This window comes from Bacillus cereus group sp. BfR-BA-01350, assembly GCF_022663775.1.
In the GTDB taxonomy this organism is placed as follows: Bacteria; Bacillota; Bacilli; order Bacillales; family Bacillaceae_G; genus Bacillus_A; species Bacillus_A paranthracis.
In genome coordinates this window covers 192469-217980 of the sequence record NZ_JAKUGD010000008.1, presented here as the reverse complement: position 1 = coordinate 217980, position 25512 = coordinate 192469, and the positions used below count along the sequence as shown (strand labels likewise).

Sequence of the window (25512 nt, the reverse complement as noted above, 5' to 3'; positions counted from 1 at the left end):
TTTTCACAAACTATGGTATGAATAAGACTTCTTTTTATTCGCGTAACCTTTTCACTTGGGCGTAAGAATGACAGGGGTCTTTTTTGTTTGCAAAAAAGTTTTGTCAAAATGTGTGAGAATAACCTGGAAAGTTTTCAAAGGGGAGTTTGTTAATGAGGCGAATATGAATAGCATATAAACACATGGTTCATAAAGATAGCGGTATGAAAGGGCGGAAACAAATTGAAAAAAGGAATCATTTGTTTCTTGTTTTCTAGTCTAGTGCTAAGTTCATGTTCGTTTCAGCACACGATGCAAGAAGAAAAGCAATTTGTTGGAACAACAGGGGGAGCTATGGATCGTGTTACGGATCCAATTCCGCTGAAGGAGCTTTCGGAATATTTTCCAGTGAAATTTAAAGTTCCGACGTTTTTACCGTATGACATTACGAGTGATGTGAAGGGAGAAGTCAGAACGATTGGAAAAAAGAACGCTGTCTTAATGATTAAATATAAACAGCAGGATCCAGGTAGAAATGAGTATATTGAGTTAAATGTTGCGAACTTTCCTTATAGTTTTCCAGATCTTGTGGAAGAGAAACGATTTCAAGAACAAATGAAATTGAATAATGGAGCATTCGCTTATTTTAAAAATAAGGATGACTCCGAGCGAGGAGACGAATTTGCTGCGCTTATATGGAAAGAGAAAGGACTTGAATATCAGCTGCTGTATCGTAATGCACAAGAAAATGATAAAGATGTGATTAAGAAAAATTTAGTATACATTGCAAATAATATGGAATGAAAAAACTAGCTGAATTATTCAGCTAGTTTTTGTATGTTATTATTTCTTTTTAATTTTTCCAGTCCACGTTTTAAATCCACCTTGTAATTGGTAGAAATCTTTGTAGCCTTGTTTCTTTAAGTATTGAGCCGCACGACCAGTACGGAATCCGCTTTGGCAGTATAAGTAAACTGGTTGATCTTTACGAAGTTCTTTATGACGAAGGCGAATTTGTGATAACGGAATGTTACGTGCGCCTAAAATATGCCCTGCAGTATATTCGTCTGCTTCGCGAATATCGATAAGCTGTGCTTTACGGTAGCCAGCGCGAAACTCTTCTTCTGAAAGTGTTGTAATTAATTTCTTCTGATAGAAATACATCCATACAGTGTAACCGATGAACGCTACGATTACGGCTAATAAAATAATCCAAGTTGTTGACACGATTCTATCGCTCCCTTTTTTCTTATCCTACTTTCAATATTATAATGCCCGTATGTATTTATGCAACAGATTCATTTGTATATAAGAAGAAATTTCGTATTCTTTCACAAATTTTGTCGAATTTGGTAGACTAGAGAATGTGAAAAATAATTGGTTATATGAGGTGCAGGATGGGAAAAGAAAAATGGTGTTATATTAACTCTGGTCAATGTTCACCGGCATTTAATATGGCGTTAGATGAATGTTTATTAAATTGGCAAAGTGAAAAGAAAATGCCACCAACCATTCGTTTTTACGAATGGGAAGTACCAACATTAACAGTCGGGTATTTCCAACGTGTTGAAAAAGATATTAATATGGATGTAGTTAACGAAAAGAAATATGGATTCGTTCGTCGTCAAACAGGCGGCAGGGGTGTACTACATGATAAAGAATTAACGTACAGTGTTATTGTGTCTGAAGATCATCCAAATATGCCAAAAACAGTTACAGAAGCGTATCGTGTTATTTCGCAAGGTTTATTAGATGGTTTTAAAGCATTAGGGTTAGAAGCGTATTATGCAGTTCCAAAAACAGAAGCAGATCGTGAAAATTTGAAAAATCCACGCTCAGGCGTATGTTTTGATGCACCGTCTTGGTATGAAATTGTAGTAGAAGGAAGAAAAATCGCAGGTAGTGCGCAAACACGTCAAAAAGGTGTTATTTTACAGCACGGGTCGATTCCATTAGAAATAGATTTAGATGAGTTATATGATCTGTTTTTATTCCCGAATGAACGTGTGAAAGAACGTATGAAGAGTATGTTCTCTTCTAAAGCGGTAGCAATTAATGAATTAACAGACCGTACGTTTACAATCGAGCAGTTAATTAAAGCGTTTGAGGTTGGGTTTGAAAAAGGATTAGATGTAGAGCTTGTTCCGTATGAATTAACAGAAGAACAATTACGTGAAGTGCAAACATTAGCAAAAGAAAAGTATGAAAGTAAAGAATGGAATTATAAAAAATAAGAGGTGGCAATTGCCGCCTCTTATTTTTTTATAGTAAATTAAGTACTTTTTCTACTTTGATTCCTTTATCTTGTAAAGAACGAAGGCGATTTACAACGTCCATAATTTCTTTGTCAAATGTAACGCTAATACCTTGGCTTTGTAGTTCTTCTTTTAAGCCTTCAATAGAATCATCTATGTCGATGCCAAGCTCGTAATCTTGACAAACTTCAATTGTCTTTTTCACGAGTTTCACATAATTTTCTTGTAGTTTTGAATTTGTTTCAGTCAAAGCAGGTTGCTTCGGTTTTGCAGGCGCGACCGGTGCTGTCTCTTGCTTTGTAACCGGAGTTGGTGCTTCTCGTTTCACAGGTGCTGGAGTAGATAATTCCACAGCTGCTTCTACACTTACTGGCTTCGGTGCCGGAGTAGGCTTAGGTGTTGGTGCTATAGCAGGTGTTTCCACACGTGTAACAGACTTTGGAGCAGGTGTAACTGCTTTTGGAGCTTCTACAATTACTTCTTTTTTCGGAGTAGCTTCTACAACTGTTTCTTCTTGTTCAGCAGCCTCTTTATTTTCTTTACTCCACATAACGCGTTCTATTTCTAGAGAAACATTATTTTTGTTCATCGCTGTTAATGTAACTTTACCAACTTCAGCGTTTCCAGTGAAATCAACAATTTTATAAATAACACTCTTGTTCCAATCCACGTTTCCGCTCAAAAATAATTCTTCGTTACATTTCGGCGTTAAGCCCTCGATTTTAATTTCTGCGTTTACACCGTTTTCACTATATACCATAATTAGCGAAGCATTTACATCTTCGTCTGCTAACATTAGTTCACGTACCATTTTGCCGGTGCGTACTTGCGTTTTCTTCTTAACTGACATCTAATTTCTCCTCTCAAAAATTCAGTAATAATAAAAAAATCGTATAACGAAAAATAATTGCTCACGAAGATTTATGATACCGATAATAAAAGCATCACGTCAACAATTAACTTTAATTATTTTGCATTTTTCTTATTTTCTTTATGAAATTTTTCAATTTGTAAAATTAGACAGAAGAAAAACAGCCTTTTGAAGGGCTGTTAAAATTTAGATGTTTTATATAAAAATTTGTATAAAATATAAAAAGAAAGTGTAACAAGGGCACCTTGCAAAATAGACAAATTATAAAATAAGTATGGTCGTGTTTTGAAAAATACGTTTGAAAAAACTGATAAGATAAAAGGTATAAATACTGATAATAAGAGGAGTACTTTTTGTTTCCAGGAAACCATTATTGTAAAAGAAAAACGTCTGAATAAAGAAAAAGTTATGAAAGCGCCAATTGCTAAAACAATAGCAGATAATATTGTTCCAGGAATACTAAATGGAATTCCTGAAGTGTTTGTATTTGAAAATAATTTTTGCATAAGAGTAGTGAATGTATCGTATCCAATTTGAACAGCTAATAATAAACTAACTGCAAACCCAATAACGGCAGCTTGTTGGAAAGAATTTTGATGTTCCGAAGACTTAATTAATTCATCGCAGTACGCTTTTAAATCTTCTCCGAAAATGTCATGTGCAGTTTTACCGTCTTCTTGCGCTTCTAAAAGATGATCCAATATTTCTAAAAGTAATTCTTCCATTTGTTTTTGTGGAACGCTAGTAAGGCGTAAATAAATAAGCATATCACCATAAGCAGCTTCGTTTTGAGCTGTTAATAACTTTCTTTTTTCATTGTTTAACTGAACCATTTCTTTTTCGGTCATCGTAGCGTTACTCCTTTTTAAAGTCTAAATATTCTCTTTTGAAGAAGATTTTGTATAGTGCATAGCAAGAGATAGCCAGTAAAGCGCCAATCCAAGGTGAGATTTGTAATGTAGTATAGGGCTGTTTAATAAATAAAAAGGAAATACCGATTAATAATATCCATAGGCTATGGCGTATGAAAAATCCTCCAATATGCCTCCAAATAGTTGTTTTATTTTTAAATAAATCAGTATTTATAAAATCGAAAACAAAACGTATCATAAGATGTACGGACAATATAAATGCAAGCAGATAAATGAAATCGATGTGTACAAATTTAAAACGTGCTTCATTTGAAAATAAGGGAAATACCAATGCAATTACGGAAGAAACAGCAAAATATATTGCTAATAAATAACTAGTTATAAATAAAGGAATCGATAATTGTTCCCATAAACTTGGCTTAGGTAGGGCAGCAATTAGTTCGTCGCAGTATGCCTGTAAGTCATCGCCGAAAATATCATAAGCATTTTTTTCTTCTTGCTGCCCTTCAATAAGGTGATCTAGAATTTCAATTAGCAATTCTTCCGCATGGTATTCTGGCACTTTAGCTAAGCGGATGTATATTAACATGTCGCTATAGGCGTTTTCATTTTCTGTAGTTAATAATTTACGCTTTTCATTATTTAGTTCGATTAAATCTTTCGCTTTCATCCTCATCACTCCCCCTGTAATAAATTGTTCACCGTAGTTGAAACCATTCCCCAGCTTTGTTTAAATTCTTCAAGCTGTTCTAATCCTTTATCAGTTACGTGATAATATTTTCTCTTTGGACCAAGTGAGGAGGCTTTTAATGTTCCTTCAATCAATTTTTCTTTTTGCATACGTAACAATAACGGATATATGCTTCCTTCGCTTACGAATGTAAATCCGTGTTTATTTAATTTTGTACTCAGTTCATATCCGTACACTTCTTCTTGTGAAATGATGTACAGGATACAACCTTCGAGTACACCTTTTAACATTTGGCTGTGCATGATTTCACCACCTTTTACTCAGGTAACTTGCTGTGCAAGGTAGCTGTTATCCAAATTATAACATTCAGTAACTTGCAACGCAAGTTACTGAAGTGGAAAACTTTAATGCGTGTTAATTTTTAAACGTTTCCCATACTAACGAGAGGAGGGAAGCGTATGAAACCATTTATGCCAAAACTCGTTTACTTTGAACCGAAGGCACTTGAATATCCACTTGGAAAAGAGCTATATGAGAAGTTTACGAAGATGGGACTAGAGATTCGTGAAACGACATCCCATAATCAAATTCGAAATTTGCCGGGTGAAAATGATTTGCAAAAGTATCGTAATGCAAAAGCAACGCTTGTCGTTGGGGTGAGGAAGACATTAAAGTTTGATACGTCAAAACCGTCAGCTGAATATGCAATTCCGCTTGCAACAGGATGTATGGGACATTGTCATTATTGTTACTTGCAAACGACACTTGGGAGTAAGCCTTACGTTCGCGTGTATGTGAATCTTGATGAAATATTTGAGAAGGCACAGCAATATATGGATGAAAGAGCACCTGAAATCACAAGGTTTGAAGCTGCTTGTACATCAGATATCGTTGGGATCGATCATTTAACACATGCATTAAAGCGCGCGATTGAATTCATTGGAGAAAGTGAGCATGGGCGTTTACGTTTCGTTACGAAATATTCGCACGTTGATCATTTGTTAGATGCAAAACATAATGGGAAAACTCGTTTTAGGTTTAGTATTAATTCACGGTATGTAATTAAAAATTTTGAGCCGGGGACGTCACCCTTTGAAGATCGTATTGAAGCAGCACGTAAAGTAGCAGGCGCTGATTATCCACTTGGTTTTATAGTTGCGCCACTTTATATGCATGAAGGATGGGAAGAAGGATACCGTGAATTATTTGAACGACTGTACAATGCACTAAAAGATTTGTCCATACCGAATTTAACATTTGAATTAATTCAACATCGCTTTACAAAACCAGCCAAAAAGGTCATTCAGGAGCGTTATCCGAGTACGAAGCTTGAAATGGATGAAGAGAAGCGTAAATATAAATGGGGACGGTACGGCATCGGGAAATACGTATATAAAAAAGATGATGCGGAAGTATTGGAAGAAACGATAAGAGGCTATATATATGAGTTTTTTCCTGATGCAGAAATACAATACTTTACTTAAGAGGAGTCTGTATACAAATACAGATTCTTTTTTGTTTTATATATTTAGGCTTGTTTTCAACTTGTCACGTTATTCTTTCTGGTGTATCATTTTATTGATTGCTTCGTACGGAATGAGCAAAATGAAATTGGATGGAGGAAACCGATGCCTACCCCTAGTATGGAAGATTATATTGAACAAATTTATTTGTTGATTGATGAAAAGGGTTATGCCCGCGTATCTGATATTGCTGAAGCGCTTAGTGTACATCCATCCTCTGTAACAAAAATGGTGCAAAAATTAGACAAAGATGAATATCTAATTTATGAAAAATATAGAGGGCTTGTATTAACATCAAAAGGTAAAAAAATCGGAGAACGTCTCGTATATCGTCATGAATTGTTAGAGCAATTTATGCGTATTATCGGTGTGGATGAAAGTAAGATTTACAATGATGTAGAAGGAATTGAACATCATTTAAGCTGGGAAGCAATTGATCGCATTGGTGATTTAGTGCAATACTTTGAACAAGATGAGGTTCGAGTGGAAACACTTCGTGGCGTTCAAAAAGCAAATGAAGAGAAAAGTAATTAAGGGGAACGTACGTCGTTTCCTTTTTTATTTCAATCGAAAAGGATGGGAGAATGATGAAAGCAATTATTTTTGATTTTGATGGATTAATTGTGGATACAGAAACAATATGGTTTCACTCTTTCAGAGACGCCGTTCGTGAGTACGGTGGAGATTTACCTTTAGAGGAATTTGCAAAATGTATTGGAACGACAGACGATGTACTGTATGAATATTTAAATGAGCAGTTAAAAGAGAAGTTTGATAAGTATGCATTAAAAGAAAAAGTGAAAAATTTACATAAAGAGAAAATGAAAATACCAGAAGCTCGTGACGGGGTAAAAGAATACTTAGAAGAAGCGAAAGAAATGGGATTAAAAATCGCATTAGCTTCCAGTTCCTCTAGAGAATGGGTTATTCCTTTTTTGGAAGAACTACAAATTCGAGATTATTTTGAAGTCATTAAAACGAGAGAAGATGTTGAGAAGGTAAAACCAGATCCAGCACTTTACCGAGTAGCAATAGAAGATTTAGGGATAGATTCGTCTGAAGCGGTTGTATTTGAAGACTCGTTAAACGGATTAAAAGCAGCGATTGCAGCGGGATTAACGTGCGTTGTTGTACCGAATGATGTGACACGTAATTTACCATTTGTAAATCATCATCTTCGAATTGAAAGTATGAAAGATAAAAGCTTGAAAGAAGTACTGCAAAATATAAAGAAAGACCGTATTTCCTAAAAGGAAGCACGGTCTTTCTTTTTGTTTTTTTTACCTTCAATGACAGTTAAATGAGATTGTTTTCTTTTTCGCTTTAAAGAAGAAAGATTCCCTTTTTTCCCTTTGTCATTAGAAGCGTTTGATTTAAAGAAAGAATTGCTTAGGGGTGCTACATTTTGTTTCCCATGCTTGCGGCTCGATTGTTTTGCAGCGCGCTTATATGAGCTTTGCGAATTTGCTGAACCGCTAGAGTTTGTAAACATTTTGTAGAGTAAATAAAAGATACCAACGACAGCCAACATGATACCAATATTTCTTAACACTCCCATTGGATCTGTAATGACAGATGAAACAAGGCCGAATATTGCTAATCCGATAATAAGCACAAATATAGCGAAAGTAAACGAACGACCGTTCATAAGGAACACCTCCTAAAAACATATATTAAAATTAGTATATTAACGATGAGGAAAGGAGTTGAACACCATTTTTAAATAATCATTGTTTGTTTTCTAAACGTAATAATTCTTCAAACGATGCAATGGCTACTTCCACTTGATCATCTGTTGGTTCTTTCGTTGTTAATAGTTGTAGCCATAATCCGGGATATCCAAGTATGCGTAATACTGGAATATCGCGTAATCGATTCGTAAATTGTAACACTTCAAAAGAAATACCGAGAACGACTGGAATTAATAAAATTCGGTTTAACACTCTGGCCCAAAGTGGATCTGTAGGGACAAGGAAATAAACAAACATTCCAATAATGACTGTAAATATAATGAAGCTACTGCCACAACGATAATGAAGGCGAGTTTGTTTTTGAACATTTTCTACAGTCAATGAAAGATTATTCTCATAGGCATTAATTACTTTATGCTCCGCACCATGGTACTGAAATACCCGCTTAATGAGTGGCGTTAAAGAAATAAAGTATATATAGCTCAATAATAACATGAGCTTAATGACACTTTCGACAATGATTTGCCCTGTATGAGATGGGAAAATCGGTCTCGTTAATTCAGCTAGTAATGCAGGAACTGCTGTGAAAATGACTTTACCGAATATGAAAGATAAAACGCCAACTGCTGCAACTCCTAATACCATCGTTAACTTCGATTGTTCTTCTTTTTTATTTGCAATTTGTTCGTCTTCTTCTGGGTGAACATCAAATCGTTCTGAAGCAAAGTTTAAATGTTTTGCCCCGTTCGCGCTTGCATCCACAATAGCGGCAATCCCTCGTAAAAATGGAATTTTTTTTAGGATAGATAATGCTTTATTACGAACGCGTGGTAATCGATAAAATTCAATCGATTTATCTTTACGACGAACCGCTGTAACAGTATATTCTCTACCGCCAAACATAACTCCTTCTATGACTGCTTGCCCGCCATATATTTGTTTTGACTCTTCTGCCATGTTAACACCAACCTGTATTTGTTTCTCTCTTATGTAGAAAAAGAGGCAATTGTCATACTGGGTTCTGTCATTTTGAAATAAGACAATCACCGAGTTTCCTTTATTTTATCGACAAATACAAGTATATGACAAGGAAAAATGTTACGAGAGTCGGACATTTCTTATTCTTTTTATAGACAAATTTCGCAGTATTTAAACATGGTTCAAAATAGTTTCGGGCATACTATTGAGCGGAGGTGTCGATGTGAGTCAAGAACAATTAGGAACAAGGAATTTTGTACAAATTGGTTTATTTGGTGGACTCTTTTGGGGAGGGATATGGTATTTCCTTCATATATTTTCATTTACGGAAGCGGGACCGAACTATTTATTATTACCATTTGCCTTTGGAAGCTGGAAAGAAGGGGTATGGGGCAATGTGTCAGGAATTGTTTGTATGGCACTACTCTCGATTTTAATTGCCTTTTTATATAAAGCGTTTTTGGCAAAGTTTGAAGGAATTCTTCCGGGGATGATTTATGGTCTATTTTGGTGGGCGTTACTATTTTTCGGAATGGGGTTAATAGCGCCTGCTATTAAAAGTGCACTCCATTTACCGAAAGAAACAATTGTGACGACAATATGCATTTTTATATTGTATGGTGTATTTATAGCATACTCTGTTTCTTACGCAGTAAATACCAATAAGGCCGAGCGAGAAGGGGGAGAGAAGACAAACTATTCAAACAAGTAACTCCTATGTTAAAATGTTGTATAGACATTTAATATTAAGGAGTTTTAAGCATATGAAAAAGGTACTCCTCGTAAACGGTCCTAACCTAAATCGCCTCGGTGTCAGAGAGGTAAATGTATATGGAAAGGGCACGCTAGCGACACTTGAAGCAGATATGAAGCAAGAAGCAGAAACAATGGGAGTGGAGTTAGAATGTTTCCAATCGAATCATGAAGGTGCGATTATCGATCGTATTCATGAGGCGGAAGATATATATGAAGGGATCATTTTAAATCCTGGAGCATTTACGCATTATAGCTATGCGATTCGAGATGCAATTGCGAGCATTTCGATTCCTGTTATTGAAGTACATATTTCTAACATTCACCAGCGTGAGTCGTTCCGTCACGAATCTGTGACGGCAGCTGTTTGTGCGGGACAAATTGTTGGATTTGGTTTTTATGGCTATAAGTTAGCGTTATTTGCATTAATGGAGAAATTGAGGGAGGCATAAAATAATGGAGAAAATCGAAAGATTAAGAAGTGCATTTGATGAGGCTGGTATTGACGGTATTTTGTTAACAAATGAACATAGTCGTAGATATATGGCTAACTTCACAGGAACAGCTGGTGTTGTACTGATTTCGAAAAAACATGCTCGATTTATTACAGATTTCCGTTACGTAGAGCAGGCTAGTAAACAAGCGGTTGGATACGAGATTGTACAGCATGCGGGATTAATTATCGATGAAGTTGCAAAGCAAGTGAAAGAATTAGGAATTCAAAAGCTTGGCTTTGAGCAAGATACTCTTACATATAGTTCTTATTCAGCTCATAAAGAAGCGATCGATGCTGAATTTATCCCAACTTCTGGGCTTGTAGAAAAGTTACGCTTGATAAAGACTGATTCAGAGATTAAGATATTAAAGGAAGCTGCACAGATTGCAGATGCTGCCTTTGAACATATTCTATCATTCATTCGCCCGGGAGTATCTGAAATTGAAGTGTCAAATGAACTTGAATTTTTCATGAGAAAACAAGGAGCAACATCTTCTTCGTTTGATATTATCGTTGCTTCAGGTCTTCGTTCGGCATTACCGCACGGCGTGGCATCTGAAAAAGTGATAGAAACAGGAGATTTCGTTACATTAGACTTCGGCGCTTATTACAAAGGATATTGCTCTGATATTACTCGTACGATTGCAGTTGGTGAACCATCTGATAAATTGAAAGAAATTTATAATATCGTTTTAGAAGCACAATTACGTGGTGTGAACGGTATTAAAGCTGGTTTAACTGGCCGTGAAGCGGATGCGTTAACGCGTGATTACATAACGGAAAAAGGATACGGTGAATACTTCGGACATTCTACTGGTCATGGAATCGGTCTTGAAATCCATGAAGCACCAGGTTTAGCATTCCGTTCTGATACAGTACTTGAACCAGGTATGGCTGTAACAGTAGAGCCAGGTATTTATATTCCAGGTATTGGCGGCGTACGTATTGAAGATGATATCATTGTGACAAGTGAAGGTAATGAAGTAATTACGAAATCACCAAAAGAACTTATTATTTTGTAATACACAGGAGGATTTTTTTACATGATTTCAGTAAACGATTTTCGTACAGGTTTAACAATTGCAGTGGATAATGGCCTTTGGCAAGTACTTGATTTCCAACACGTAAAGCCAGGTAAAGGTGCTGCATTCGTTCGTTCTAAACTACGTAACCTTCGCACAGGTTCTGTTCAAGAGAAAACATTCCGTGCTGGTGAGAAAGTAGAAAAAGCACACATCGAAAACCGTCGTATGCAATACTTATACGCAAGCGGTGAGTCTCACGTATTTATGGATAACGGAACTTATGAGCAAATCGAACTTGGTGAAAAACAAATCGAGCGCGAGCTTAAATTCCTAAAAGAAAACATGGAAGTATCTATTATGACTTACCAAGGCGAAGTACTTGGTGTTGAACTTCCAAACACAGTTGAATTACAAGTTACAGAAACAGAGCCAGGTATTAAAGGTGATACTGCTTCTAACGTAACAAAACCAGCTACATTAGAAACTGGCCTTGTTGTACAAGTACCAATCTTCATTAACGAAGGTGAAACACTTATCATCAACACTGGTGAAGGTAAATACGTTTCTCGTGCATAGTAGAAAAGCACTCGTGATTATCACGAGTGCTTTTTTATAGAAAATAGGGCAAATAATAAATAGTAGTTATTATAAAACTGAAAGCTGTAAGACTAGCAGCACCTGTTGTGTAAGGACCCCATGTCATTTGAAAAGGTTTTACTGTACCTGTTTTATATATAGTGTGATCAATGTTGTTATTTTGGCTTATATTTAAAGCAACGAGCCAAATTGCCCCGAATATCGCTAAACTACCAAGGAAAAAGGCCTCCATAAATGACCAGCCGACCAGTAATGAAAAAAGATAAATAAGAGCTAATTCTACTACAACTGTTAAACTAATTTTTAATACCTTCATATTTTCTCCTCCTCATTCTGTAATTCCAACCATTTTAAAAATTTTTCACGTGACACGACGTGCAGAGAGCAAGGTGACCTTACTTCTTTCTCTAGTGCAGCGTGTTCGTCTGGAAATTTGTTTTCCACATGCAATGAAATATAAGGTAGTTTTTCTTGTGCTTTTAAAGAGCGAATATTATTCGTTTTAGCACCAGCAAATACATAGGAAAGTTGTAAGTCTAAAAAAGCAATCTTAAAAATTTCTTTTTTTGCAGCCTCATTATATCCTTTTCCCCAGTATGGATAGCCGAGCCAGCTGCCAATGTGAGATTGTTTCTTCTCGTAATTAATATGTTTAAGTGTGGTGAGACCGATTATTTCGTTTTCTTCATTTACAATCATTCTCGATAAAGACCTCTTTTGGCGCTCTTCTTCTATTGCGAAAAGAAGGAATGCTTTCGTATCTTCGATTTTTTCTACCTTTATTCCTAAAGCGTTTTTTACATGTGAATCACTGGATAGCTTAAAAATCACATTTGCATAGCGTAAGTCGAGTGGTACTAAGGTAACGTGTTGCATCGTCTATACCCCTTTTAAATTAAATATACCATAATATACCATAAAAAATAAGAATATTCAGACTAGATAAAGACGATAGAGAAAAATTATGTTTTTACTTCTGAAATAGACAACCTCTGCATATGGTTGTACAAATATATTCTTTTTGGAGTGCAGCACTAGTAACCGTTATGGGAGAAGGTGGGAGAATGAAACAGTGGCTAGCGGCAATGGAAACGTCCGTGCTTGTAATGGGGTTACTTCGGTTGTTTTCAGGTAGCGCGGAAATATTCGCCGCTTTGCTCATGCTTTATGTGAATGATGCGAAGAAAGCATTGTTTATAAATGGTATGTTGGCGTTTGTTGGACCGACCGTATTAATTTTAACAATGACAATAGGTATAGCGAGTGTGGCAAGTGAGATTTCTTTTTTGAAACTCTTTTTTCTAGCGCTTGGAATTGGCTGCATTTTTATCGCGTTGTTGAAATAAGTAAGCCAGGTATAGTGGGGAGAAGCTGATGAAAGAAGTATTAGAAGTTTTACCGAAAACGATGAAGCAGTTAGTGGAAAGTTGTAAGCAGTACGATGCTCTAGAGGAAATCCGTGTTCGAATTGGAAGACCGCTAGAGTGTATTGCTCATGGTGAAGTGTTTTTTTATGACTATATCGTTACAGCAGAGGATGCTATTTACTTATTGAATAAATTAAGTCAATTCTCAATTTATACGATGGAAGAGGAATTAAAGCGTGGGTATGTGACACTCCGAGGAGGTCACAGAATCGGCTTAGCAGGGAAAGTCATTACAGAAAAAAGCGCAGTGAAAATGATCCGAGATGTCTCTTCCTTTAATATTCGTATTGCTCGCCAAAAAATAGGAATTGCTGAACCGCTTTTGCCCTATTTGTATGAATCACGATGGTTAAACACGATGGTAATTGGCCCGCCGCAAACGGGGAAAACAACACTTTTAAGAGATGTAGCACGTTGCATGAGTCAAGGTGTAAGTGCTTCGAAAATACCTTCGTGTAAAGTAGGGATCGTTGATGAACGGTCAGAAATTGCTGGCTGCGTGAAAGGAATTCCGCAGTATGATTTTGGCACACGAGTAGATGTGTTAGACGCATGTCCAAAAGCTGAAGGAATGATGATGATGATTCGTTCTATGAGCCCAGATATATTAATTGTGGATGAAATTGGTCGTAAAGAAGATAGTGAAGCAATTATGGAGGCAGTACATGCAGGGGTTCAGCTTTTTATAAGCGCACATGGCTTTTCTTATGATGATGTTGTGAAACGCCCATCACTAAAGGCAGTGCTAGAGCTCGGCATTTTTGATAGGTTTGTGGAATTGTCAAAAGCAAGAGGGCCAGGAACAGTTATGCAAGTGAAAGATAAGAATGGGAAATCGGTATTATCTCATGGAAAGGCTGAGGGCGTATGGTGAAAATATTTGGTGCAGTGTTAATCGTTGCGGTCAGCACCTTCTTCGGGTTTTCATACGCTAAAAGATATAGTGAGAGGCCAAGGCAACTTAGATTATTAAAAGCGGCACTTCAATCACTAGAGGCAGAAATTATGTACGGGCATACACCTTTGTCTGAAGCCGCTGAGCGATTAGTAAAACAAATGCCGAAGCCGTTAAATTGGATATTTCAAAGTTTCGCTAGCAGGCTAGAAAGCGGAGAACAAACAGTAAGAGAAGCTTGGATAGATAGCTTGAAAGAAAATTGGAAGCTAACAGCATTTCAACAAACCGAGTATGAGATTTTGCAGCAATTTGGTGAAACGCTCGGACAACATGATCGTGAATCACAACAAAAACATATTCGGTTATGTATTACACATTTAGAGAGAGAGGAAGAAGAAGCGAAAGCATTACAGCTGCAATATGAAAAGATGATTAAGAGCTTAGGAGTACTAGCGGGGCTACTTATCGTAATTTTACTGCTATAGGGGGGAGAAAGGCGATGTCCATTGATGTTGGATTAATATTTCAAATCGCCGGAATCGGCATTGTTTTAGCTTTCATTCATACTGTACTAAAAGAATTAAAGCGTGAGGATATTGCAAATTGGGTTATCCTCGTCGGTTTTGTCGTTATTTTATTTCATGTCGCATTTTTAATTAATACACTATTCGACAAGATTAAAAGTGTCTTTCTCTTCCAGTAAAGGGGGCGGTTCGAATCGAGATTATACAAATTGTCGGATTAGGCCTCGTTGCTACGTTTTTAGCGGCTGTATTGAATCAGCATAAATCTAGCATTACGTCATTATTTATTGTGTTCGTAGGTAGCGTAATGTTTCTTCTTTTAATCGATCAAATTCACGCTATTTTACAAATGATTGAGAGAGTAGCGAGTGAAGCGAAAGTTAGCAACGTATATGTAGAAACGTTACTGAAAATTATTGGGATTGCTTATATCGCTGAGTTTGGAGCGCAAATTACAAAGGATGCAGGGCAGGGGGCAATCGCTTCGAAAATTGAATTAGCTGGAAAGATTTTAATTCTCGTTATGGCGATCCCTATTTTGACGGTTGTAATTGAAACTATTCTCGGATTTTTACCGACGGGATAAGGGGGAGTGAATGTTGAGGGGGTTTGGAGCTAAGCTGCTATTTGCTTGCTTCCTTTTCTTTTCTTTACCGGTTGTTGTACAAGCTTCTCCTGTAGAAACAAACGTCGTTGATCAACAATTGGATAAGCTCGGAATTGAAGATGTGAAGCAATTTTGGGACGGGCTTGTTACAAAATATGGAGGTTACTTACCAGAGAGTCAAAAAGGTAGCTTTATGGAGTTTGTAAAGGGAGAAAAAGAAATCTCTATAAAAGAGTGGATGCTAGGTTTATTAAAGTACTTATTTCACGAACTTGTTGCAAATGGGAAACTACTCGGAACGCTCATTATGCTCACGATTTTTAGTGCATTGTTGCAATCACTGCAATCTGCATTTTCAAAGAGTAGCGTAAGCAAAATAGCCGATGCAGTTGTATATATGGTACTAATTATTTTCGCTTTAAATAGCTTTTATGTCGTTATGACATATGCAAGAGAAACGATACAAACAATGGTAGATTTCATATTAGCGTTATTACCTATCTTGCTTGCACTCATAGCGACAGGTGGTGGCGTTGTATCCGTATCGTTTTTTCATCCGATTATCATCTTCTTAATGAATACGAGTGGGCTTTTGATGAATTATATCGTTCTACCACTTTTATTACTTGCAACGATATTAAGTATTGTAAGTACGATGAGTGATCAATATAAAGTTACGAAATTGTCCAAGCTTCTGCAAAACGTTAGCGTCGGGATTATCGGTATTTTTTTAACGATTTTTTTAGGCGTATTATCTGTACAAGGAACAGCGACAGCTGTTGCGGATGGAATCGCTGTGAAAACAGCTAAATTTGTAACAGGAAACTTTATTCCCGTAGTAGGAAGAATGTTTACAGAGGCGGCGGATACAGTTATTAGTGCGTCGGGATTATTAAAAAACACAGTCGGAATTATCGGACTCGTCATTCTATGTTTAATTGTCGCTTTTCCAGCGATTCAAATTTTTTGCATAGCATTTATTTATAAGTTCGCAGCAGCAGTATTGCAACCAGTTGGCGGCGGAGCAATCATTCAATGTTTAGATATCATTGGACGGAGCATCATTTATGTATTTGCTTGCTTAGCTATCGTATCGTTTATGTTCTTTTTAAGTATCACAATTATTATTGCTGCGGGGAACATTACACTTATGATGCGGTAGGAGGTGAAGGGTATGCAATTTGTTACAGAGTGGATTAGAAATATTATCGTTTTTTTACTCTTAGCGACAATGCTTCATCTTATTCTTCCAAATTCCAATTTGCAAAAGTACGTTAAATTCGTTGTAAGTCTATTATTAGTTGTTTTAATTTTAACGCCCCTTTTTAAACTATTGCAAACAGATGTAAATGAAGTAATCGCAAATTTTAATGAAGAGAAGTACGTAGCAGAAGGATCTGTAAAAAATTCAATAGATTCGAAGAAAAAAGAAATACAAGCTCTAACACGTGCATATAGTTTAGAAGAGATGGCTACCAAAATGAAAAAAGAAGTAGGAAAAGAGTTTGAGAAACAGTATGGTATGTCAGTCTCTGAAATACAAATAGTCGCAGCGGAAAGCACAGCGGAAGTAAAGTCAGCGAAAGATATTCAATCTGTTGTTGTGACGTTGAAAGAAAAAGAACGTAGTAAAAATGATGCAATCGAAACAGTAAAACCAGTTGAAATTAATACGAAAGAACCACCGAAAAAAGTAGAGGAAACGAATGGAGAAATGAAAGACTTCTTTTCAAGCAGGTGGCAACTAGAGAATAAACAAATCCAAGTTCAAATGGAAGGGAGGACAGGTAGAGTAAATGGACAATAAAGATAAAAATTCGAAGTTCTCATTTTTTCGAAACTTATTGAATGGAGATGAAAAAGAAAGTAATGAGAAGGGAAAAAAGGTAACACCTAAGTTCTTACTTGTCCTACTCATACTTGGAATGTTGCTTATGTTTTCTAGTAGTTTCTTTTCAAGTAAAAAAGAAGAAGTACCTGTATTTAAAGAACAAAAAACTCAAAACCAAGAAAAAGACGTACCAACTTTTGGACAAAAAAATAATGATAATATGTCAAATGTAGAAAAATATGAAAAAGCGTATGAACAAGAATTAAAAGCAGCCTTAGAAGAAATAGCAGGAGTAAAAGATGTAACGATTAATGTAAATTTAGACTCATCAGAGGAAAAAATATTAGAAAAAAATACAGTGAAACGTTCACAAACAACAGGTGAAACAGATAAAACAGGTGGCAAGAGGGAAGTAGAAGATGAGTCTCTTGATGAAAAGACAGTCATTATACGTGAAGGGGATAAAGAAACTCCCGTTGTTTTACGAACAGAGAAACCGAAAGTGCGAGGTGTTCTTGTCATAGCAAAGGGAGTGGATAATATACAAGTTAAAGCGATGGTAAAAGAAGCTGTCATACGGCTACTAGATGTACCAGCCCATCGCGTTTCAGTTTCACCGAAAAATTGATAGGGAGGAAATAAAGTGTTAAAAAAACAAACGGTTTGGCTATTAACGATGTTAAGTTTAGTTGTTGTATTATCTGTGTATTACGTAACAACTCCAGACAAAATGAATACAGCATCGCCGGCAACAGGTGAAAAGATTGGACAAGAAAAACAAGGTACTGATAAAGCAGTAACAAACGAAGCACCTAAAGAAACGCCTAAAAAAGAAAATACAAACAAGGAAACATCAAATAAAGAAACAAACAAAGAAACAGATAAAAAAGAGAGTGCTACAAAAGAAACAAGCAAAAAAGAAGCTAACGTAACAGTTCAATCAAGTGATGAAAATTTCACAGCATTACGTATGCAAATGGAAGATCAGCGAAGTGAACAAAAAGCAAAATTACAAGAAGTGATGAGTTCAACAAAAGCTTCAGCAACAGAAAAGAATAAAGCGAAAGAAAATTTTGATGCAATCACTACAATGGAAACGAAGCAAGAATTACTTGAGACAGTAATTAAATCTCAAGGTGGATATAAAGATGCCCTTGTAAGAGCCGATGGAACTGACATTAAAGTAACTGTAAAAGCAGCAAAACATTCACAAAAAGAAGCGAATAAAATTATACAACTTGTAAGAAGTGAAGGCGGATCAAAAGATGTAGGTGTAAAATTTGATCCACCAACAAAATAAAACGAATAATCCGCGGGGAATTCCTCCGCGGATTATTCGTTTTTAGTAATCGGATTGTTTGAAAATAGTTAGATAAAAATAATAATAGAAAAAAGCTATCATTTTCGATAGCTTTTTTCTGTTTCGTCTTTGTTTTTACTATGTTCAACTCGGAACGGAGAAATACGTTGTGAGTAAAAGATTAGCGGTTCATGGTAGTGATGATTACTTTTTCCGGATTTGACGTGGATGAAGAGAACGAATGCCCAGACTATTACGGCAGGTAAGAAGAGAATGAGCCATATCATATGTCCACACCTCGATACGATATATTTTCTACACTTTGAACATACTATTCTTATATGAAGGAATGATGAACGACGTGTAAACAAAAAAATAATATTTGGTAAAAATACGTTATTGACTATAGATGTGGCGAAGGGTAGAGCGGGAGTGGGGTGTTTACTGTGTACAGTTTTGAATAAGTAGTGGATGTTTTTTAGGAAGTGGTCTTGCCAATTTCATGTGAAACTTGGTATTATTACTAGGTATTAAATTTTTAATGGGATAACATTTTTACAGGAATTTCGATTTATTATAAAGAAATATAAATTGGAATGTTTAAAAAATTTATCGTAAGATGGAAATAGTAACTATTTCTATTAGTAAATGAAATGCATTTTCTAATAGAGTACATCGTATTTTTACAGTCAATCTAGTTTTTAGTGACGAGAAATCTGTAAAAACGGGACAAACAAGAGTATGGGAGTGGATTTTACATGTTTAAAATTCAAGAAGTTCGTGAATTAATTAAATTAATTGATAGCTCTAATATTGATGAATTTGAATACAAAAAAGATGGTACGACAATCAAAATGAAAAAGCGTGGTAATGAAGTTGTTGCGGTGCAAGCACCTGTAGCAAAACAAGCCGTGCAACCAGTAGCACCTGTTGAAGTTGAAACTACAGTAGCGGCAGCACAAGTGGAAGTGCCAAAACAAGAAGAGAAAAAAGCTGTTCAGAATGAAAACCTACATAAAATTACATCACCAATGGTAGGTACATTCTATTCTTCTTCTTCTCCTGATACGCCTCCATATGTAAGTGTTGGGGATAGAGTATCGAAAGATTCTATCGTATGTATTGTCGAGGCTATGAAGTTATTTAACGAAATCGATGCAGATGTAGATGGAGAAATTGTTGAGATTCTTGTTAATAACGGACAGCTTGTTGAGTATGGACAACCGCTATTTCTTGTAAAAGCGTAATAAGGGAGTCTTTGTGATGATAAAAAAAGTATTAATAGCCAATCGTGGGGAAATTGCTGTACGAATTATTCGTGCTTGTAAAGAAATGGATATTGAAACAGTCGCAATTTATTCAGAAGCAGATAAAGAGTCACTTCACGTACAAATTGCTGATGAGGCGTATTGTGTAGGACCAACGATTTCGAAAGAAAGTTATTTAAATTTGACGAACATTATTAGTGTTGCGAAGTTAACAGGCTGCGATGCAATTCATCCAGGATACGGATTTTTAGCAGAGAATGCAGATTTTGCAGAGTTATGCCGTGAGTGTAACTTAATTTTTATCGGTCCAAGTCCAGAAGCTATTTCAAAGATGGGCACAAAAGACGTTGCTCGTGATACAATGAAAGAAGCAGGGGTTCCGATTGTACCAGGTTCACAAGGAATTATTAAAAATACCGAAGAAGCGATCGAACTTGCGAATCAAATTGGATATCCTGTTATTATTAAAGCGACTGCAGGTGGCGGCGGAAAAGGTATTCGTGTTGCGCGCCATGAAGAAGAGCTTGTAAAAGGAATTCAAATTACACAGCAAGAAGCTAGTACCGCTTTTGGGAACCCTGGTGTATACTTAGAAAAGTACGTTGAAGATTTCCGCCATGTTGAGATTCAAATAATGGCAGATACACACGGAAATGCCATTCATTTAGGAGAGCGTGATTGTACGATTCAGCGCCGCTTGCAAAAACTACTAGAAGAAAGTCCATCACCAGCACTTGATGAAAATGTGCGTAAGCAGATGGGTGAGGCGGCAGTTAAAGCGGCGGTAGCGGTTGATTATACAGGTGCTGGTACGGTTGAGTTTATTTATGAATATAAAACGAAAAGCTTTTATTTCATGGAGATGAATACGAGAATCCAAGTTGAGCATCCAGTTACTGAAATGGTAACAGGGGTAGACTTAATTAAAGAACAAATTCTTGTTGCTTCTGGAGAAAAGTTATCGTTACAGCAAGAAGAAGTACAATTTAATGGTTGGGCAATTGAATGCCGAATTAATGCGGAAAACCCTGCCAAAAAATTTATGCCATCTCCAGGTAAAGTAGAAATGTACTTGCCACCAGGCGGATTTGGTATTCGCGTCGATTCAGCTGTATATCCGGGATATTCAATCCCACCTTTCTATGATTCGATGGTTGCTAAATTAATTGTTCACGGAAAAACACGTGAAGAGGCAATTGCAAAAATGAAGCGTGCACTCAGTGAGTTTGTCGTTGAAGGCGTACATACAACAATCCCGTTCCATTTGCAATTGTTAGATCATCCTGATTTTGTAAAAGGTGAGTTTAATACGAAATTTTTGGAAGAGCATGAACTTGTGACGCAGTGATACATTAAAGGAGGTTTTTTTCATGGCTGAACATATGTTAGATATGGGTCAAGATACAACTCTTGGTAAAGTAGAAATTGCACCAGAAGTAATTGAAGTAATCGCAGGTATTGCAGCTGCTGAGGTAGAAGGCGTAGCGGCAATGCGTGGTAATTTTGCTACAGATGTTGTTGAGAAGTTAGGTAAGAAAAATCATGGTAAAGGTGTAAAGGTTGAATTAGCAAACGAAGATATTATCGTTGACCTTTATGTTGTAATGTATTTTGGCGTAGCAATTCCAGTTGTTGCACAAAAGATTCAAGACAACATTCGCCAAGCACTCTTTACAATGACAGGGCTTGAGCCAAAAGAAGTGAATGTTCACATCGTTGGCGTAACATTCGAAACACAAAAAACAGAAATCGAACCAGTGTAAGAATGAAAAAGGTGCCTAGTAACATAGGCATCTTTTTTATCGTTTCATTTCTTCACAAATTACAACCCTCTAATTATTATACTATTTCAAAAAATGAGAAATAAAAAAGAAAATGTTTCGTTTTACCAAAAAACGTACATTGTGATAAGATATGGAACTTGAAGTTAATCTTTTTATTATTTTTCAGCCTTGTAACCCGTGTGTGAAACGATAAATTGTGTTATTATCATTGTATTATAAGGTTGGAAAATCAATGAAAACTGTAAGAGTAAGTGAATTGACGGCTTATAAATTATAATAATATAACAAAGCATAAGGAAAGACTTGAAGCATAAAGGAGAGTTACAATGAAACGTAGGACGGCTAGAGAAAGAGCTATGCAAGCATTATATCAAATGGATATTACAGGTGAATTAGAACCGAAAGTAGCAGTGGAAAACACGCTAGATGAAGGTGAAGAAACAAATGAGTTTCTAGAATCACTTGTTGTAGGTTTTGTAGAAAATAAAGAAGTAATTGATGAAGCGATTCGTCAAAATTTAAAAAAGTGGAAGCTTGAGCGTATTAGTATTGTTGATCGCAGTATTTTACGTGTAGCTGTGTATGAAATGAAATACATGGAAGAAATTCCACACAACGTAACAATTAACGAGGCAATTGAAATTGCTAAAACATTTGGGGATGAGGAATCTCGTCGTTTTATTAACGGCGTTTTATCTAATATAAAAGATACACTGTAATTTCTTTAAGGGGGAATCTTAAAATGGTAGCAGTAATCATCAAAGGAAATGAAGTTGCGGAGAAAAAACGAGCACAATTAACAGAAGAAGTTGTGAAGTTGAAAGAGCAAGGGATTGTACCAGGATTAGCAGTTATTTTAGTTGGAGAAGATCCAGCATCTCGTTCTTATGTAAAAGGAAAAGAAAAGGGCTGTGAACAAGTAGGAATCTATTCAGAGCTAATTGAATTTCCTGAAACAATTACGGAGGAGCGTTTGCTTGCTGAAATCGATCGCTTAAATGGCGATGACCGCATTAATGGCATATTAGTGCAATTACCTTTACCAAAACATATTGAAGAAAAAGCTATCATTGAAAGAATTTCACCAGAAAAAGATGTAGATGGATTTCACCCAATCAGCGTAGGACGTATGATGACGGGACAAGATACATTCCTTCCATGTACACCGCATGGTATTGTAGAGTTAGTAAAAGAAACAAATCTTGATATCTCAGGAAAACATGTTGTAGTAATTGGAAGAAGTAATATTGTCGGCAAGCCAGTGGGACAATTGTTCTTAAATGAAAATGCAACTGTCACATACTGTCATTCTAAGACGCAAAATATGAAAGAGTTAACGAAATTAGCTGATATTTTAATCGTAGCAGTAGGACGACCTAAAATGGTAACAGCTGATTATATGAAAGAAGGAGCAGTTGTAATCGACGTTGGTGTAAACCGTTTAGAAACAGGAAAACTTTGTGGTGATGTTGACTTTGACAACGTGTTAGATGTTGCAGGTTACATTACACCTGTGCCAAAAGGTGTTGGTCCAATGACGATCACAATGCTTCTTCATAATACTGTTGAATCGGCTAAGCGTGCAGGTGTCGTTTGTAAATAATTTGAGTCGGCTATGAGGAGAGAGAAATGGAGAAACAATATTTAACCGTTACAGCGTTAACACGCTATATAAAAACAAAAATAGAATATGATCCGCATTTACAGTCTGTTTGGTTAAAAGGTGAAATTTCCAACTTTAAAAATCATAGCCGTGGCCACATGTATTTTACATTGAAAGATGAAAATGCAAGAATCGCAGCGGTTATGTTTGCGGGTCATAATCGTAATATTAAATTCAGACCTGAAAATGGGATGAAGGTACTCGTGAAAGGGAAAATTTCTGTTTACGAGGCGAGTGGTTCTTATCAAATTTATATTCAAGACATGCAGCCTGACGGAGTCGGAAACCTGCATTTAGCTTACGAACAATTAAAGGTTCGTTTAGAGGAAGAAGGATTGTTTTCTCAAGTTTATAAAAAAATAATCCCTCCTTATGCGAAAACAATAGGTGTGATTACGTCACCAACAGGAGCAGCGATTCGTGATATTATAACAACGATTAAACGTCGTTATCCAATTGGAAATGTTATTGTGTTTCCAGTACTTGTACAGGGGGAGTCAGCAGCTCCCTCAATTGTACAAGCGATCCGTACAGCGAATGAAATGGAAGGGATAGATGTCCTAATCGTTGGGCGCGGTGGAGGTTCTATTGAGGAATTGTGGGCGTTTAACGAAGAAATGGTTGCAAGAGCTATTTTCAAGAGTGAGATCCCTATTATTTCAGCAGTAGGCCATGAAACAGACTTTACAATTGCGGATTTTGTTGCCGATTTAAGAGCACCAACACCAACTGCAGCGGCTGAGCTGGCAGCGCCTAATATTATCGAGTTACAAGAAAAGGTATTACAAAGAACTCTAAGGTTGCAAAGAGCAATGAGAGAGTTAGTACATAAAAAAGAAGAAAAACTACAAGTATTGCAAAAATCTTATGCGTTCCGTTATCCAAGACAAGTATATGAGCAAAAAGAAGAGCAATTGGATAGAGCGTTAGAACAGCTTGTGTTAGCGAAAGAGCGCTATATTGATAAAAAGGTAAATCAGTTAAAACAGCTTTCATTTTATTTAGAGAAGCACCACCCATCTCAAAAAATTATGCAAACAAAGGTAGCAGTTGAAACATTGCAAAAGCAATTGCAACGTGAAATGCAAACGTTACTCCAAACGAAAGAATTTGCCTTTGTAAGAGCTGCTCAAAAACTTGAAGCGCTAAGTCCGCTTAAAGTAATGATGAGAGGGTACGGGCTTGTATATGATGAAGAGAAGCAAGTGTTAAAAAGTGTGAAAGATGTTAGCCTTGGAGATGCTGTTTCAGTTCAATTACAAGATGGAATATTAGATTGTAGCGTATCAGGAATAGAGGAGCGTGAATTGAATAATGGAAAATAAATTAAGCTTTGAAGAGGCAATTTCGCAACTTGAGCACCTCGTTTCTAAATTAGAGCAAGGTGACGTACCTTTAGAAGAAGCAATTTCTTATTTTAAAGAGGGTATGGAATTATCTAAGCTTTGTGATGAGAAGTTGAAGAACGTACAAGAACAAATGGCAGTTATTCTTGGGGAAGATGGAGAGCTTGAACCGTTTACTGCTTTAGGAGATGAAGCATAGTGACAATTGCTTTTGATACTTTTTTGAAAGAAAGTAAAACTTTCGTAGAAGAGAAGCTTGTAAGCTATGCAAATGAATTACAATGTCCAAATGTACTTCGTGAAGCGATGGCATATTCTTTGGAAGCGGGTGGAAAGCGTCTCCGCCCGTTACTTTTATTTGCAACATTACAAGCGTTTGGTAAAGAAAAAAATCTTGGTGTAGGTGCAGCTTGTGCTCTTGAAATGATACATACATACTCGTTAGTTCATGATGATTTACCTTGTATGGATGATGATGATTTAAGAAGAGGGAAGCCCACAAATCATAAAGTATTTGGTGAAGCGATGGCAGTTTTAGCAGGAGATGGTTTGTTGACATATGCTTTTCAAGTTATTATGGCATATGAGCAAAAGGAAATCTCTGCTGAGAAAAAAGTAAGACTTGTACTTGAGCTTGCAAAGGCGGCAGGGCCAGAGGGAATGGTTGGCGGACAAGTAGCAGATATGGAAGCGGAAGGGAAACAGCTTACGATCGATGAGCTAGAGTATATTCATAAGCATAAGACTGGGAAACTACTTGAATTCGCTGTACTTGCAGGGTCGATACTTTCTAATGCCACAGAAGAACAGGAAGAAAAATTACTTGAGTTTGCAAAATATATCGGCCTAGCTTTCCAAATTCGAGATGATATTTTAGATGTGGAAGGAACTGAAGAAGAGATTGGAAAACCGATTGGTAGTGATGTTTCCAACGAAAAGAGCACATATACGACGTTATTTACTGTAGATAGAGCAAAGGATATTTTAGAAGAAACGATTGCAAAAGCAAAAGATGCTATTAGTTCCTTGCAATTACAAGATGAATATTTACTATCTATTTGCGATTTGATTGCAAAACGTAATAACTAATATAACAGCGTTTTCATTTGTTGAGTCATTCATCATTTTATGAT

General features: G+C 36.4%; 35 protein-coding genes and 1 pseudogene. 26 read left to right on the top strand and 10 right to left on the bottom strand.

Annotation, left to right across the window (positions count from 1 at the left end):
• The first annotated feature begins 246 nt into the window (after nucleotides 1–246).
• Nucleotides 247–783 carry a DNA polymerase III subunit delta gene (locus tag MR147_RS18620; RefSeq protein ID WP_139302743.1) on the top strand — a complete coding sequence of 179 codons (537 nt, stop codon included), beginning with the start codon at nucleotides 247–249 and terminating at the stop codon, nucleotides 781–783.
• Nucleotides 784–822: 39 nt separating this feature from the next.
• Here MR147_RS18620 and MR147_RS18615 read toward each other — a convergent pair whose 3' ends face one another.
• The gene (locus tag MR147_RS18615; RefSeq protein ID WP_000108655.1) at nucleotides 823–1206 is read right to left on the bottom strand and encodes a rhodanese-like domain-containing protein; all 384 of its coding nucleotides are present in this window, start codon (nucleotides 1204–1206) and stop codon (nucleotides 823–825) included.
• 170 nt (nucleotides 1207–1376) lie between these two features.
• Here MR147_RS18615 and MR147_RS18610 point away from each other — a divergent pair, with 170 nt between their 5' ends.
• Nucleotides 1377–2213 carry a lipoate--protein ligase family protein gene (locus tag MR147_RS18610; protein WP_000514083.1) on the top strand — a complete coding sequence of 279 codons (837 nt, stop codon included), beginning with the start codon at nucleotides 1377–1379 and terminating at the stop codon, nucleotides 2211–2213.
• A gap of 28 nt (nucleotides 2214–2241) precedes the next feature.
• Here MR147_RS18610 and MR147_RS18605 read toward each other — a convergent pair whose 3' ends face one another.
• The 4 genes from MR147_RS18605 to MR147_RS18590 form a co-directional block, all read right to left on the bottom strand.
• A complete protein-coding gene (locus MR147_RS18605) occupies nucleotides 2242–3084 on the bottom strand; it encodes a hypothetical protein (RefSeq protein ID WP_074607133.1) in 843 nt (280 codons plus the stop codon).
• A 200-nt stretch (nucleotides 3085–3284) separates the two neighbouring features.
• Nucleotides 3285–3953 carry a DUF1129 family protein gene (locus MR147_RS18600; protein ID WP_074607134.1) on the bottom strand — a complete coding sequence of 223 codons (669 nt, stop codon included), beginning with the start codon at nucleotides 3951–3953 and terminating at the stop codon, nucleotides 3285–3287.
• A 7-nt stretch (nucleotides 3954–3960) separates the two neighbouring features.
• On the bottom strand, nucleotides 3961–4647 hold the full coding sequence (locus tag MR147_RS18595) for a DUF1129 family protein (RefSeq protein WP_062923522.1): 687 nt from the start codon (nucleotides 4645–4647) through the stop codon (nucleotides 3961–3963).
• 5 nt (nucleotides 4648–4652) lie between these two features.
• Complete coding sequence (locus MR147_RS18590) at nucleotides 4653–4970, bottom strand: PadR family transcriptional regulator (RefSeq protein ID WP_000556083.1); 318 nt, start codon at nucleotides 4968–4970, stop codon at nucleotides 4653–4655.
• A 156-nt stretch (nucleotides 4971–5126) separates the two neighbouring features.
• On the opposite strand from MR147_RS18590, the gene splB reads away from it, so the two are divergent.
• From splB to MR147_RS18575, 3 genes are all read left to right on the top strand, one after another.
• Entirely contained in the window at nucleotides 5127–6152 is a 1026-nt protein-coding gene (gene splB / locus MR147_RS18585) for a spore photoproduct lyase (RefSeq protein ID WP_074607136.1), read from the top strand.
• Between the two features lie 144 nt (nucleotides 6153–6296).
• The gene (gene mntR / locus MR147_RS18580; protein WP_001143076.1) at nucleotides 6297–6725 is read left to right on the top strand and encodes a transcriptional regulator MntR; all 429 of its coding nucleotides are present in this window, start codon (nucleotides 6297–6299) and stop codon (nucleotides 6723–6725) included.
• A 53-nt stretch (nucleotides 6726–6778) separates the two neighbouring features.
• Nucleotides 6779–7441 (top strand): HAD family hydrolase, encoded by a 663-nt coding sequence (locus tag MR147_RS18575; RefSeq protein ID WP_139302738.1) that lies wholly within the window; start codon nucleotides 6779–6781, stop codon nucleotides 7439–7441.
• On the opposite strand, the gene MR147_RS18570 is transcribed toward MR147_RS18575, so the two are convergent.
• Together MR147_RS18570 and MR147_RS18565 are read right to left on the bottom strand one after the other, a co-directional pair.
• A complete protein-coding gene (locus tag MR147_RS18570; protein ID WP_001014446.1) occupies nucleotides 7438–7839 on the bottom strand; it encodes an SA1362 family protein in 402 nt (133 codons plus the stop codon). The two genes, MR147_RS18575 and MR147_RS18570, sit on opposite strands and share 4 nt — an antisense overlap.
• A 79-nt stretch (nucleotides 7840–7918) precedes the next feature.
• Nucleotides 7919–8839 (bottom strand): DUF1385 domain-containing protein, encoded by a 921-nt coding sequence (locus MR147_RS18565; RefSeq protein WP_000797109.1) that lies wholly within the window; start codon nucleotides 8837–8839, stop codon nucleotides 7919–7921.
• A gap of 244 nt (nucleotides 8840–9083) precedes the next feature.
• Between MR147_RS18565 and MR147_RS18560 the strand changes: the two genes are divergently transcribed.
• Genes MR147_RS18560 through efp form a run of 4 tightly spaced genes read left to right on the top strand, consistent with a single transcriptional unit; the run spans nucleotide 9084 to nucleotide 11710 of the window.
• Nucleotides 9084–9572 (top strand): YqhR family membrane protein, encoded by a 489-nt coding sequence (locus MR147_RS18560; protein WP_139302739.1) that lies wholly within the window; start codon nucleotides 9084–9086, stop codon nucleotides 9570–9572.
• Between the two features lie 52 nt (nucleotides 9573–9624).
• Entirely contained in the window at nucleotides 9625–10065 is a 441-nt protein-coding gene (aroQ, locus tag MR147_RS18555) for a type II 3-dehydroquinate dehydratase (RefSeq protein ID WP_000757087.1), read from the top strand.
• A 4-nt stretch (nucleotides 10066–10069) separates the two neighbouring features.
• Nucleotides 10070–11131, top strand: coding sequence for a Xaa-Pro dipeptidase (gene pepQ, locus MR147_RS18550; protein ID WP_000411043.1), 1062 nt, complete (start codon nucleotides 10070–10072; stop codon nucleotides 11129–11131).
• A 21-nt stretch (nucleotides 11132–11152) separates the two neighbouring features.
• On the top strand, nucleotides 11153–11710 hold the full coding sequence (efp, locus tag MR147_RS18545) for an elongation factor P (protein WP_000626512.1): 558 nt from the start codon (nucleotides 11153–11155) through the stop codon (nucleotides 11708–11710).
• Nucleotides 11711–11744: 34 nt separating this feature from the next.
• Here efp and MR147_RS18540 read toward each other — a convergent pair whose 3' ends face one another.
• Together MR147_RS18540 and MR147_RS18535 are read right to left on the bottom strand one after the other, a co-directional pair.
• The gene (locus MR147_RS18540; protein WP_074607140.1) at nucleotides 11745–12047 is read right to left on the bottom strand and encodes a hypothetical protein; all 303 of its coding nucleotides are present in this window, start codon (nucleotides 12045–12047) and stop codon (nucleotides 11745–11747) included.
• Nucleotides 12028–12607, bottom strand: a pseudogene (locus MR147_RS18535) (GNAT family N-acetyltransferase). Before MR147_RS18535 ends, MR147_RS18540 begins: the two are co-directional and overlap by 20 nt.
• A gap of 188 nt (nucleotides 12608–12795) precedes the next feature.
• Between MR147_RS18535 and MR147_RS18530 the strand changes: the two are divergent.
• Genes MR147_RS18530 through MR147_RS18490 form a run of 9 tightly spaced genes read left to right on the top strand, consistent with a single transcriptional unit; the run spans nucleotide 12796 to nucleotide 18318 of the window.
• Nucleotides 12796–13077: a YqhV family protein gene (locus MR147_RS18530; protein WP_000816054.1), complete on the top strand. Its 282-nt coding sequence runs from the start codon at nucleotides 12796–12798 to the stop codon at nucleotides 13075–13077.
• 28 nt (nucleotides 13078–13105) lie between these two features.
• Nucleotides 13106–14032, top strand: a complete 927-nt coding sequence (gene spoIIIAA, locus MR147_RS18525) for a stage III sporulation protein AA (protein ID WP_074607142.1) — start codon at nucleotides 13106–13108, stop codon at nucleotides 14030–14032.
• Nucleotides 14026–14541: a stage III sporulation protein SpoIIIAB gene (spoIIIAB, locus tag MR147_RS18520; RefSeq protein ID WP_000238697.1), complete on the top strand. Its 516-nt coding sequence runs from the start codon at nucleotides 14026–14028 to the stop codon at nucleotides 14539–14541. Before spoIIIAA ends, spoIIIAB begins: the two co-directional genes overlap by 7 nt.
• A 14-nt stretch (nucleotides 14542–14555) precedes the next feature.
• Nucleotides 14556–14759 carry a stage III sporulation protein AC gene (gene spoIIIAC / locus MR147_RS18515; RefSeq protein WP_000020914.1) on the top strand — a complete coding sequence of 68 codons (204 nt, stop codon included), beginning with the start codon at nucleotides 14556–14558 and terminating at the stop codon, nucleotides 14757–14759.
• Nucleotides 14760–14782: 23 nt separating this feature from the next.
• Nucleotides 14783–15166 (top strand): stage III sporulation protein AD, encoded by a 384-nt coding sequence (gene spoIIIAD, locus MR147_RS18510; protein ID WP_077317075.1) that lies wholly within the window; start codon nucleotides 14783–14785, stop codon nucleotides 15164–15166.
• Nucleotides 15167–15176: 10 nt separating this feature from the next.
• Nucleotides 15177–16349, top strand: a complete 1173-nt coding sequence (gene spoIIIAE, locus MR147_RS18505) for a stage III sporulation protein AE (protein WP_000943695.1) — start codon at nucleotides 15177–15179, stop codon at nucleotides 16347–16349.
• A gap of 12 nt (nucleotides 16350–16361) precedes the next feature.
• Nucleotides 16362–16994: a stage III sporulation protein AF gene (spoIIIAF, locus tag MR147_RS18500; protein WP_001161050.1), complete on the top strand. Its 633-nt coding sequence runs from the start codon at nucleotides 16362–16364 to the stop codon at nucleotides 16992–16994.
• On the top strand, nucleotides 16984–17646 hold the full coding sequence (gene spoIIIAG, locus MR147_RS18495; RefSeq protein WP_074607144.1) for a stage III sporulation protein AG: 663 nt from the start codon (nucleotides 16984–16986) through the stop codon (nucleotides 17644–17646). The genes spoIIIAF and spoIIIAG overlap by 11 nt, the downstream gene beginning before the upstream one ends.
• 15 nt (nucleotides 17647–17661) lie before the next feature.
• Nucleotides 17662–18318, top strand: a complete 657-nt coding sequence (locus MR147_RS18490) for a SpoIIIAH-like family protein (protein ID WP_000914701.1) — start codon at nucleotides 17662–17664, stop codon at nucleotides 18316–18318.
• Nucleotides 18319–18416: 98 nt separating this feature from the next.
• Here the strand turns inward: MR147_RS18490 and MR147_RS18485 are convergent, their stop codons facing one another.
• Complete coding sequence (locus MR147_RS18485) at nucleotides 18417–18605, bottom strand: DNA recombination protein RecO (RefSeq protein WP_074607145.1); 189 nt, start codon at nucleotides 18603–18605, stop codon at nucleotides 18417–18419.
• Between the two features lie 471 nt (nucleotides 18606–19076).
• Here MR147_RS18485 and accB point away from each other — a divergent pair, with 471 nt between their 5' ends.
• The 8 genes from accB to ispA all read left to right on the top strand — a co-directional run bounded on the left by accB (nucleotide 19077) and on the right by ispA (nucleotide 25468).
• Entirely contained in the window at nucleotides 19077–19565 is a 489-nt protein-coding gene (gene accB, locus MR147_RS18480; protein WP_000472870.1) for an acetyl-CoA carboxylase biotin carboxyl carrier protein, read from the top strand.
• A 16-nt stretch (nucleotides 19566–19581) separates the two neighbouring features.
• Complete coding sequence (gene accC / locus MR147_RS18475; RefSeq protein WP_000592876.1) at nucleotides 19582–20934, top strand: acetyl-CoA carboxylase biotin carboxylase subunit; 1353 nt, start codon at nucleotides 19582–19584, stop codon at nucleotides 20932–20934.
• Between the two features lie 22 nt (nucleotides 20935–20956).
• The gene (locus MR147_RS18470) at nucleotides 20957–21349 is read left to right on the top strand and encodes an Asp23/Gls24 family envelope stress response protein (RefSeq protein ID WP_000807630.1); all 393 of its coding nucleotides are present in this window, start codon (nucleotides 20957–20959) and stop codon (nucleotides 21347–21349) included.
• A gap of 347 nt (nucleotides 21350–21696) precedes the next feature.
• On the top strand, nucleotides 21697–22089 hold the full coding sequence (gene nusB, locus MR147_RS18465) for a N utilization substance protein NusB (protein WP_000830249.1): 393 nt from the start codon (nucleotides 21697–21699) through the stop codon (nucleotides 22087–22089).
• Between the two features lie 23 nt (nucleotides 22090–22112).
• Nucleotides 22113–22973 (top strand): bifunctional methylenetetrahydrofolate dehydrogenase/methenyltetrahydrofolate cyclohydrolase FolD, encoded by an 861-nt coding sequence (gene folD, locus MR147_RS18460; RefSeq protein WP_000226728.1) that lies wholly within the window; start codon nucleotides 22113–22115, stop codon nucleotides 22971–22973.
• A 26-nt stretch (nucleotides 22974–22999) separates the two neighbouring features.
• Complete coding sequence (gene xseA / locus MR147_RS18455; RefSeq protein ID WP_074607147.1) at nucleotides 23000–24358, top strand: exodeoxyribonuclease VII large subunit; 1359 nt, start codon at nucleotides 23000–23002, stop codon at nucleotides 24356–24358.
• On the top strand, nucleotides 24348–24578 hold the full coding sequence (gene xseB / locus MR147_RS18450; RefSeq protein ID WP_000428423.1) for an exodeoxyribonuclease VII small subunit: 231 nt from the start codon (nucleotides 24348–24350) through the stop codon (nucleotides 24576–24578). Before xseA ends, xseB begins: the two co-directional genes overlap by 11 nt.
• Nucleotides 24578–25468 carry a (2E,6E)-farnesyl diphosphate synthase gene (gene ispA / locus MR147_RS18445; protein WP_000150362.1) on the top strand — a complete coding sequence of 297 codons (891 nt, stop codon included), beginning with the start codon at nucleotides 24578–24580 and terminating at the stop codon, nucleotides 25466–25468. Before xseB ends, ispA begins: the two co-directional genes overlap by 1 nt.
• Nucleotides 25469–25512 lie beyond the last annotated feature (44 nt).